This is a genomic window from Gammaproteobacteria bacterium, from assembly GCA_009838035.1.
Classification (GTDB): domain Bacteria; phylum Pseudomonadota; class Gammaproteobacteria; order Steroidobacterales; family Foliamicaceae; genus Foliamicus.
The window spans coordinates 18,233-28,823 of the sequence record VXSK01000018.1 but is presented as its reverse complement, the minus strand read 5'-3'; the positions used below and the strand labels follow the sequence as shown (position 1 = coordinate 28,823).

Sequence of the window (10,591 nt, the reverse complement as noted above, 5' to 3'; positions counted from 1 at the left end):
GACGCATGAACCCATCCATGGGGCTCGGCGGCGGCTGTCCTGCCGCCGACGCTCCCCGGAAGGGGATGCAGGGCGCAATGCTCCCAGGGTCTGTTAACGTCATGCGCCGCCCCCGGGGGCTGTAACCGAAACGTCACAAATCTGTCACGTTGCTGACTTCGATGAACCCCAAACTGCCCCGTGTCCAATTTCCATTCCTTTAGCGCCAATCCGGGAGATTGCGCCATGTCTCGATACTCAACCTTTTTCCGCCCTGTAATTCTTGCAGGGTTGTTCTTCCTCATGCCCGTTTCGAGCCTGCTGGCCGACGGTGCGGTCGAGGGTCGCGTGAGCGATCAGTCCGGCGAGGTGTACTTCGAGGGCGCGATCGTAGCGCTTCCGGAGTTGAACATCGAGCGCGTTACCGATACATCGGGCCGCTTCCGGTTTCAGAGCGTCCCGGCCGGCGAGTACCAACTGGAAGTCAGCTACGTGGGAGCGGAACCGGTTTCGGTCGGGGTGACGGTGCGGGATGATGCCACCGAGGAAGCCAACGTCAGGATCGGCTCGCAGGTCGGCCTGATGGAGAACATCATCGTCGTCGGGCAGGCGGCCGGCGCCTACGGCGCGATCAACCGCATGCGCTCCGCCGACAACCTCATCTCCGTCGTCACCAGCGATTCGATCGGCCAATTCCCCGACGAAAACGTGAGCGAGGCGCTGCAAAGGATCAACGGCGTGTTTGTCGAGCGCGACCAGGGCGAGGGCCGCTTCGTGGGCGTGCGGGGCATCGACCCGCAGCTCAACGTGGCCAGCATCAACGGCCTTAACGTACCGGCGCCGGAAAGCGACCGGCGCAACGTGGCGCTGGACGTGATTCCTTCGGACCTCGTGGAAAGTCTTGAAGTAACCAAGACACTTACTCCCGACCAGGACGGCGACGCGATCGGCGGCACGATCAACATCAAGAGCCTGAGCGCCTTCGACCGCGAGGGCATGAGCTACAAACTGAAGGGCCAGTCCTTCTACAACGACCTGCAGGGCAGCCGCGGCCACAAGTTCTCCGGCACCTTCACCAACGCTTTCGATCTGGCCGGCGGCGAACTGGGCCTCGCGATGAGCATTTCCACCAACGAGCGGGAATTCGGCACCGACAACCTGGAAGCCGACGGAGGTTGGGCGGAAGACGGCGGGGTGCGCTATCACGAAGAAATGGAGATGCGCAACTACGAGATCACCCGCGAGCGCAACGGCCTGGCGCTGAACCTGGATTTTCGCGCCAGCGACACGTCGAGCTATTACCTGCGCACGCTGTACAGCGACTTTTCCGACCTTGAGTTGCGCAACCGGATCGAGTTCAAGCTCGACAAGGGCGACCTGGCGTACGACAACGACAGCCTGACCTCCACCGACACCCGCTTGCAGCGCGAGTTGAAGGACCGCTACGAGGAGCAGGAAATCCTCTCGGTGCTTGTCGGCGGCGAGCACCTGATCGGCGAATGGACGGTGGAGTACAGCGCGGGGTACTCGGAGGCCAGCGAGGAGGAGCCGGGCCGCATCGATTCCCAGTTTGAGCTCCGCGGGGTGGAGTATGCCCGCTACGAGAACCTCGGCCGGGTTCCGTCGCTGTCCTACAGCGCGGACGGTGCAGTGGCGGCCAACTTCGAGCTGGACGAAATCACCATCGAAGACAACTTCACGAACGACGAGGAGACCGCCTTCAAGTTCGATATCACCCGCGACATGACTTTCGGCGGGCATCCCGGCTATATTCGCTTCGGCGCCAAGTACCGCGCGCGCGACAAGAACCGGGACGCGGGATTGCGGATCTTCGAGAAATTCGATGATGCGTTCGATTCCGTGCCCACGCTCAATCAGTTCGTGTCCGGTAACGCCGATTACATGCTGGGCGCCTATGGGCCGTACGTGGCCCCCGGGCTGCAGCGCAGCTTCGTCTGGGGCAACATCGGCGGATCGTCGGCCTGCCTGCTGGAAAGTTACGATAAAAACGCCTGTCCGTTCATCATGGACGAGGACGGGTCGCGGGTCGGTTCGGCGGCCGACTACGATATCGAGGAAAACGTAACCGCGCTCTACCTGATGCAGAGAATCGACCTGAATGATCTGCGCCTCGTGTACGGAGTCCGTTACGAGGGCACCGACTTCACCGCCAGGGGCGCATACGTTCGCGAAGTGGACGTGGACGGCCAGGACGACGTGCAGATTTCCGAGTCCCGCTACGAGAGCGATTACGGCAGCATCCTGCCCAGCATCAATCTGCGTTACAAGCTTTCGAAGAACCTGGTTCTGCGTGGGGCCTATACCCATTCGATCGCGCGGCCGTCGTTCGGCGACCTCAACCCCACCCCGGACGCCATCGAAATCGAGCAGGATGACGACGAGATCGAGATGGCCGTGGAAGCCGGCAATCCGGAACTCAAGCCGTACAAGTCGCGCAATATGGATCTTGCCCTGGAGTACTACCCCGGCAATATGGGCGTATTCAGCGCCGGCGCGTTCTACAAGCGTATCGACGACTTCGTGTTCAATGCCGATGTGAGTTCGGTCGCGAACCCGTCGGAATACGCGGGGAACATCGCCGTGACCGACCTTGAGGTATTCAAGCCGCTCAACGGCCAGTCGGCCAGCCTCTACGGGCTGGAGCTGGGATGGACCCGCCAGTTCACCGAATTGCCCGGCGCGCTGAGCGGCCTGATCCTGATGGCCAACGCCACGTTTACCGACAGCGATGCCGATCTCGGCCTGGGCCCGGACGCCGACCGCGGCAACGAGTCGAAACTGCCGTTGCAGGCCGACCTGGTCGCCAATTTCGTGGTCGGTTACGAGAACTACGGCTGGAGCGTCAGGCTGTCCTCGGCGTTCATCGGCAATCGCATTGCCGAGATCAACCTGGCGGACCAGAGCAATGACCTGTACGAGGACGGCCATCACCAGATCGACCTTACCGTCAAGTACGACGTGAACGAACAGCTGCAGCTTTATTTCAACGCCATGAACCTGGGCGAGGAGCCCAACTATCGCTACTACGGCCGTTCGCGCTTCAACGGCCAGTACGACGAAATCGGACGCTCGTACGTGTTCGGGATCTCCTACCGCAGCTTCTGATGCGGCCGGCAGTGAGCAAGCGCCGCGTTCTGATGGCGGCGGGGTTGGCCGCGTTATTGGCCGGCGGCATGATGGGCGGGTGCTCGGAGGAGGCGGAGGTAGCGACACGCACCGATCTTCCCGCCGTTTATCCCGTTGTGGAGACGCAACCGGTGCGGGGCGAGGGCGACGCTGCCGACGATCCGGCGATCTGGATACATCCGGCCGACGCTTCGCGGAGCCTTATTCTGGGGACCGACAAGCGCCGCGGCCTGTCGGTCTACGATCTTTCCGGACAAGAAGTGCAGTTCCTGCCACGCGGGCGCGTGAACAACGTGGATTTGCGTCAGGGCGTGGCGATGGCCGGCGGTCCGGCGACTCTGGCGGTCGCCACCAACCGCACCGAACGCGCGATGGACATCTTCACCATTTCCGCGAACGGGCAGGTGGAACTGGCGCTGGCGCAGGCGCTCGAAATTGATGATCCGTATGGCATCTGCATGCACCTGGATGCCGCCGGCATCGCCTACGCCTACGTGAACGGCAGCGACGGAGAATACGAGATCTGGCGTCTGAACGAAGGGGGCGAGCTGAAGCCGCAACGCATCGACCGGTTCTCACTTCCCACCAAGCCCGAGGGTTGTGTCGTGGACGACCGTACGGGGATCGCCTACATCGGCGAGGAAGAGCATGGCATCTGGAAGATGCCGGCGGGCGCCGGGGGATCCGGCGAGAAAACGCTCCTTGACTCGGTGAACTCGGATCGCCTCGCCGCGGACGTGGAGGGGCTGGACATCTATCGAACCCCGCAGGGGCGTGCGATTCTGGTTGCTTCCAGCCAGGGCGACTACACGTTTGCCTTATACGATCTCAATGACGGCGATCGGTATCTCGGCTCCGTGCGCGTGGCCGACGATCCGGCCTCCGGGATCGACGGCGCCGAGGAAACCGACGGCCTGGCGGTTACCGCCGTCAACCTGGGGCCGGGATTCGAGCAAGGCGTGCTGGTCGTTCAGGACGGTTTCAATCGCCTCCCGGAAGAGAAACAGAACTTCAAGCTCATCCCCTTCGGTTCTGTCGCTGCAGCTCTGAACCTGGCCGAAGAGCTGGTATCCGAATAATCGTCCCCGGCGGGGGAGCCGGTCCCGGGCGTGCGTGCGCCCGTACAATTCGCCGTTCGCCGTAACCCGGTATCCCCATGCCGAACCTCGAAGACCTGAGAAAACAACTGGGCGCCATCGACCGCGAAATCATCGCGTTGCTCGCCGAGCGCCAGGAAATTTCCGCGCAGGTCGGCAAGGTCAAGCACGATGCCGGCGTTCCCTCGCGCGATTTCGCCCAGGAGGTGCGCGTGGTCGGCCGGGCCCGCGATCAGGCGGAAAAGGCAGGCCTGCCCGGCGACCTGGCCGAGAACATCGTGCGCTTGCTGATCAATGCGTCGTTGTCGCGCCAGGAACGGGTGCGGCTGCAGGCCCGTGGTCAGGGAGAGGGCCATCGGGCGCTGGTGGTGGGCGGCGGCGGCCAGATGGGCCGCTGGTTCTGCGAGTTCCTTGGATCCCAGGGCTACGCCGTCACCGTTGCCGATCCGCAAACCCCGCCAAGGAAACTGCCTCACGTGGAGAATTGGCGCGAAGCCTCGGGCGAATTCGAACTTACGGTGGTCGCCGCGCCGGTAGCGGTCAGCGCCGGCATTCTCAGGGAAATGCACCGGGCCCGGCATGCCGGACTGATCTTCGACATTGCTTCGATCAAGGCCCCGGTGAAGGACGAATTGACCCGCATGGCCGCCGACGGAATGCAGGTGGCCTCCATCCATCCCATGTTCGGACCCGATACCGACCTGCTGTCCGGCTGTCACATATTGCTGATGGACGTCGGTGCGCCGGAGGCGGCCCGGGCCGCTGCGGAGGTGTTCGACGGCACGATGGCCGAAATCCTGGCGGTGCCGCTGGACCAGCACGACAGGCTGATCGCCTGGGTGCTGGGAGTCTCCCATGCGATCAACCTGGCGTTCATCCACGCGCTGGAGGAAAGCGGCGAGCAGGCGCCGGTGCTGGCGCGCATGTCGAGCACCACCTTCGACGCCCAGCTCGACGTTGCCCGCGCCGTGGCCGCCGACAACCCCCACCTGTACTTCGAGATCCAGCAGCTGAATCCGCATGGCGCGGAAGTCTTGGGCGAGCTGATGTCCACCGTCGGGAAACTCTCCCGTATCGTCGGCGACGGCGACGAGTCGGAGTTTGTGCGGCTGATGGAAAGCGGCCGCCGCTACCTGGCCGCGCGCGAGTAGACCGGGGTGACAACCAGGGCCAGGATCGTCCTCAGCCGGCGCTGGCCGAAGCGCATCGGGTCGCTCCTTGAGGAGGACTACGAGGTCTGGCGCAATGACCAGGACCATCCGATGAGCGCGGCGGCCATGCGCCAGGCCCTGCGGCGCGCCGACGGTTTCTGTCCCACGGTAACGGACCGCCTGGATGCCGGAGTGTTGCGCGTGCCGTCGCCGCGCACCCGGATTCTGGCCAACTTCGGCGTCGGGTTCGAACACATCGACCTGGATGCGGCGCGCCGTTCGGGCATTGTGGTCACGAACACGCCGGATGTCCTTACCGATTGCACGGCCGACCTGACGATGGCGCTGATATTGGCCACGGCGCGGGGCGTCGTGAGTGGCGACCGCATGCTGCGGGCCGGCGACTGGGCCGGTTGGCGGCCGACGCATATTCCGGGTGTGCGGGTCAGCGGCAAGACGCTGGGACTTGTGGGCTTCGGCCGGATCGGAAGAGCCGTGGCCAGGCGCGCGGGGTCGGGTTTCGGGATGCGCGTTCGCGTCCTTGGCCCCCGGCCTCCGACGGACGGGGAAGCGCGCGAACTGGGCGTTGAGGTCTGTGCCGGCCTGGACGATCTGCTTGAGACCAGCGACTTTGTGTCGCTGCACTGCCCCGTGACGCCGAAGACGGAAGGAATGATCGGCGAACCGCAATTCACGCAAATGCGCCCGGGCGCGATACTCATCAACACCGCCCGGGGCGCATTGGTGGACGAGCGTGCGCTGGCCGGGGCGCTGCGATCGGGACGGCTGGCGGCCGCCGGGCTGGATGTCTATGCCCGCGAACCGGAGGTGCCGGCGGAACTCAGGGAAATCGGCCGGGTCGTGCTGCTTCCGCACCTGGGCAGCGCGACGCGGGAGACCCGCGAGGCCATGGGAATGCGGGTAAAGGAGAACCTGGACCGTTTCTTTGCCGGCGAGGAGCCGCCCGACCGCGTGGCCTGACTTTCTCGTTCCGGTTGCACTTTACAATTCCGTGCAATCGCAAGTTTCAAGGGGACAGGACAATGAAAGCACGCGCAGCCGTAGCCTGGGCAGCGGGAGAGCCGCTGCAGATCGAGACCGTGGATGTTGAAGGACCGCGCGAGGGCGAGGCGCTGGTGCGCATCGTGGCGACCGGCGTCTGCCACACCGACGCCTACACCTTGTCCGGCGACGATCCGGAGGGCGCTTTCCCCGCCATACTCGGCCATGAGGGTGGCGGGGTAGTGGAGGAGGTCGGCGCCGGCGTAACCAGCGTCAAGCCCGGCGACCACGTCATCCCGCTGTACACGCCGGAATGCGGGGCATGCAATTTTTGCGAGTCCGGCCTGACCAATCTCTGCCAGGCCATTCGAGTTACCCAGGGCCAGGGGCTGATGCCGGACGGCAGCAGCCGGTTTTCGGCAGGGGGCAAGACCGTCCTGCATTACATGGGCACGTCCACGTTTTCTGAGTACACGGTCCTGCCGGAGATCGCCCTTGCGAAGGTCAGTCCGGCCGCGCCGCTGGACAAGATCTGCCTGTTGGGTTGCGGCATCACGACCGGCATCGGCGCGGTACTCAATACGGCCAAGGTGCGCGCCGGATCGACGGTTGCGGTTTTCGGCCTGGGCGGCATCGGCCTGAGCGTCATACAGGGGGCAGTCATGGCCGGCGCCGAACGCATCATCGGCATCGACATCAATCCGTCCAAGTTCGAGATGGCCGGCCAGTTGGGCGCCACCGACTTTGTGAACCCGAAGGACCACGATGCGCCGATACAGGATGTGATCGTGGATCTGACCGACGGCGGCGTCGATTACTCGTTCGAGTGCGTGGGCAACGTGGAACTGATGCGGGCCGCGCTCGAGTGCTGCCACAAGGGCTGGGGCGAGAGCACGATCATCGGCGTGGCCGGCGCAGGGCAGGAGATCGCCACGCGACCGTTCCAGCTCGTAACCGGACGCGTTTGGCGGGGCACGGCATTCGGCGGAGTGCGCGGCCGCAGCGATCTCCCGGGGATGGTGGACCAGTACATGGACGGGGAAATCGAAGTGGACCGAATGATCACGCACACGATGCAACTGGACGAGATCAACGACGCCTTCCACCTCATGCACGAGGGCGAAAGCATCCGTTCGGTGGTCTATTTCTGAACGCCCTCCCGTGAGAATCGTGGCGGAAAGCCGGTGCCACGAAGGCCGGCAGCTTACGGTCGAACATCCGTCGGAAGCCTGCGGCTGTCCGATGCGTTTCGCTCTGTTCCTGCCGCCGGGTCTGGCGGAAGGCGGCAAGGCGCCGGCGCTTTATTTCCTGTCCGGACTGACCTGCACCGAGGAGAACTTCACCGTCAAGGCCGGCGCCCAGCGGTTCGCCGCCGAAGCCGGTCTGGCGCTGGTCGCGCCCGACACCAGCCCCCGTAACACGGGCATTCCCGGTGAAGACGACGAGGACTTCCTGGGCTCCGGCGCCGGTTTCTACGTCGATGCGACCCGGGCGCCCTGGTCCGCACACTACCGGATGTACGACTACGTGAGCCGGGAGCTGCCGCAGTTCGTCGAGTCCTCCTTTCCGATCGACCCGGCCCGGCGCGGAATATGCGGACATTCGATGGGCGGGCACGGCGCGCTGGTGATCGCACTGCGCAACCCGGGCCGCTATCGGTCGGTTTCCGCCCTGGCGCCGATTTCCAATCCCTCGTCTTCGCCCTGGGGGCGGGCGGCCTTCTCCGCCTACCTGGGGGACGAAAGTCCCGCATGGCGGGAATACGACGCCAGCGCACTGGTGCGAAAGGCGCCGCTGGACCTGGAGATCCGCATCGATCTGGGCAGCGCCGACCCCTTTCGCGAGGACGAACTGATGGTCGAGCAGTTTCTCGCGGCCTGCCGCGAGTCCGGCCAGCGCGTAAGTTTCCATCTGCGCGGCGGCTACGATCACGGCTACTTCTTCGTCAGCACCTTCATCGAGGGCCACATCCGCCATCATGCCGCCGCCCTGCGGACCGGTGACGCCAGTGCCGGTGGCTGACCTCAGCGGGGCGCCGCCGGCCGATCCACTGCCTTTGCTCCGGGAGTGGCTGGATACCGCAGCCGGGCTGACCGACCGTCCCAATCCGCATTCGTTCGTGCTCTCGACTACCGATTCGCGCGGTCGCGCCGATGCCCGGGTCGTGCTGCTCAAGCACTACGATGACGGGAAGGGATACCTGGTGTTCTACACCAACTACCTGTCCGCCAAGGGCGGCCAGCTTGCGGCCTGTCCCGAGGCGTCAGCCCTTTTTCACTGGGACCGGCTCGGCCTGCAGGCCCGCGTTCGCGGTCCGGTGGTCATGTCGCCGGCCTTGGAAAGCGACGGGTATTTCGCCACCCGCGGCTGGGAAAGCCAACTCGCCGCCTGGGCCAGCGATCAGAGCAAGCCGGTCTCCTCGCGGGATGACCTTGAGGCGCGGATGAACGCGGCGGCGTCCCGGTTCGGCGGCGACGGCCGCGACTGGAGCAACAGCGCCCCGACAGGCGCCGTGAGCCGTCCGCCGCATTGGGGCGGCTACCGGCTGTGGGCGCGCACGGTGGAACTGTGGATGCAAGGCGACGCGCGCCTGCACGACCGCATCTCCTGGTCGCGCGATCTTGATCCGGCCGGCGACGGCCGGTTTCAGGCCGGCGCTTGGCGCGCCGAGCGCCTTCAGCCCTGAATGACCTGCGAGCGAGGGCATGACCCTCGCGGCGTCCCTCCTTTCGCTGAGGGCGGGCCGGCCTCCTAATAGACCAGACCGAGTATGACGGCCACGGCCACGATTGGGCCCCACACCCAGTGCAGGCTGCGCTCGACCAGCACTACGGCGCCGCGCACCCGGTCCGGGCGATCGCCGAGCGCCTGCGCGCCGACCACGCTCAGCACGGCGCCGGAACCTTCGAACAGGTTGGGCTGCCGGTCAGCGGTGATCCCGCGCCAGGCGTTGACCGCGTCGTCGAAATTGCCGGCCAGGGCGAAGCTCGCGGAAGTAATGCGAGCCGGAACCCATGCCACCACGCCGTGTAGCTTGACCGCGGCTCGATGCAGCTCCTCGCCGCCGGGCAGGGTAGCGGTGAAACGGCGCAGGCTGTTCAGTGCGCGGAAGCCGAAAGCGAACGCCGGACCCAGCGGCCCCGCCACCAGGAACCAGAAAATCACGCCGAAAATGCGATTGTTCGCTTCCCGATAGGTTGCTTCTTCCACTGCCGCGGCCTGGTCCTTCGGCTTGTCCGGTGCGCTCCCGCCGAGAATGACTTCCGCCTGGGCCCTGGCGCCGTCTTCATCGCCGGCGTCGGCCTTTTCGTGAAAGGCCAGGGCCTCGGCCTTCAGGTCGCGCGGCCCGAAGGAGAACAACAGGACGATAACCGCGAACACGAACCAGGCGATCACCCAGTCGTCTCGCAGCAGCCAGGCGATGATCCCGACCGGGACGGCGCATGCGAGCGTCAAACCCGCGACGATGTACGGCGCGGCGCGCTTGTCCAGACGCAACAGGCGCTGGGCCAGTTGATTCGCCTGCTCCTCCAGTCCGCGGAACTCGCGCAAATGCGACCATCGCGCCAGGTAGCGTTCAGCGTATATGCCAATAAGCAGGGCCAATAGTTTCATTTGTCGCGCTCTCCAGCCCGGGCCAGTCCCGCCGCCAGCCTTGCCCAGTCGAAGGTCTGTCCCGGGTCCCATTTGCGCCCGGGGGCAATATCGCTGTGTCCCACGACCGGGGCGCTCCGCAGGGACGGCAGGCCGTCCCGCAGGGCCGTAATGGCGGCACAGGTCTGATTGTATTGCCTATCGGTAAACGGTGTGGCCGCATCCCCCTCCAATTCCATTCCGACGGAATAGTCGTTGCAGGCGGCGCGGCCCCGGAACTCGGACTCGCCGGCGTGCCAGGCGCGCTCCAGCACGCTCACGAACTGCACCAGTTCGCCGTCGCGGCGCACCAGGAAATGCGCCGATACGCGCAGGTCCGCCAGCCTGCGGAAGTAGGGGTGGGCCGACGGGTCGAGCCTTCCAAAGAACAGATCCTCGATCTCGCCGCCGCCGAACTCGCCGGGCGGCAGCGAAATGGCATGCAGTACCAGCAGACTGACATCGGAACCCGGCGGCCGGGCGTCGCGGTGCGGGCAAAGCGAGTGCCGCGCGCCGTCCATCAGGCCGGTGTTCGGATTCAGACGGAGCACTTCTCTTGCTTGCACCGACTTAAAATGTGCC

9 protein-coding genes are annotated in these 10,591 nt (G+C 65.2%); 7 read left to right on the top strand and 2 right to left on the bottom strand.

The genetic code is table 11. From position 1 onward, the window contains the following. Positions 1–225 precede the first annotated feature (225 nt). The 7 genes from F4Y72_08380 (at position 226) to pdxH (ending at position 9,062) form a co-directional block, all read left to right on the top strand. The gene (locus F4Y72_08380) at positions 226–3,105 is read left to right on the top strand and encodes a TonB-dependent receptor (protein MXZ28304.1); all 2,880 of its coding nucleotides are present in this window, start codon (positions 226–228) and stop codon (positions 3,103–3,105) included. Further along, positions 3,105–4,205: a phytase gene (locus tag F4Y72_08375; GenBank protein ID MXZ28303.1), complete on the top strand. Its 1,101-nt coding sequence runs from the start codon at positions 3,105–3,107 to the stop codon at positions 4,203–4,205. Before F4Y72_08380 ends, F4Y72_08375 begins: the two co-directional genes overlap by 1 nt. A 77-nt stretch (positions 4,206–4,282) precedes the next feature. After that, positions 4,283–5,374 (top strand): prephenate dehydrogenase/arogenate dehydrogenase family protein, encoded by a 1,092-nt coding sequence (locus F4Y72_08370; GenBank protein ID MXZ28302.1) that lies wholly within the window; start codon positions 4,283–4,285, stop codon positions 5,372–5,374. A 6-nt stretch (positions 5,375–5,380) separates the two neighbouring features. After that, positions 5,381–6,355 (top strand): D-glycerate dehydrogenase, encoded by a 975-nt coding sequence (locus F4Y72_08365; GenBank protein ID MXZ28301.1) that lies wholly within the window; start codon positions 5,381–5,383, stop codon positions 6,353–6,355. Positions 6,356–6,417: 62 nt separating this feature from the next. Next, positions 6,418–7,527: an S-(hydroxymethyl)glutathione dehydrogenase/class III alcohol dehydrogenase gene (locus tag F4Y72_08360; protein ID MXZ28300.1), complete on the top strand. Its 1,110-nt coding sequence runs from the start codon at positions 6,418–6,420 to the stop codon at positions 7,525–7,527. Further along, positions 7,520–8,398, top strand: a complete 879-nt coding sequence (fghA, locus tag F4Y72_08355; GenBank protein MXZ28299.1) for an S-formylglutathione hydrolase — start codon at positions 7,520–7,522, stop codon at positions 8,396–8,398. The genes F4Y72_08360 and fghA overlap by 8 nt, the downstream gene beginning before the upstream one ends. Next, the gene (pdxH, locus tag F4Y72_08350; protein MXZ28298.1) at positions 8,355–9,062 is read left to right on the top strand and encodes a pyridoxamine 5'-phosphate oxidase; all 708 of its coding nucleotides are present in this window, start codon (positions 8,355–8,357) and stop codon (positions 9,060–9,062) included. The genes fghA and pdxH overlap by 44 nt, the downstream gene beginning before the upstream one ends. A gap of 65 nt (positions 9,063–9,127) precedes the next feature. On the opposite strand, the gene F4Y72_08345 is transcribed toward pdxH, so the two are convergent. Further along, positions 9,128–10,063 (bottom strand): hypothetical protein, encoded by a 936-nt coding sequence (locus tag F4Y72_08345; protein MXZ28297.1) that lies wholly within the window; start codon positions 10,061–10,063, stop codon positions 9,128–9,130. Then, positions 9,988–10,530 carry a 1,6-anhydro-N-acetylmuramyl-L-alanine amidase AmpD gene (gene ampD, locus F4Y72_08340; GenBank protein MXZ28296.1) on the bottom strand — a complete coding sequence of 181 codons (543 nt, stop codon included), beginning with the start codon at positions 10,528–10,530 and terminating at the stop codon, positions 9,988–9,990. Before ampD ends, F4Y72_08345 begins: the two co-directional genes overlap by 76 nt. Between the last annotated feature and the right edge of the window lie 61 nt (positions 10,531–10,591).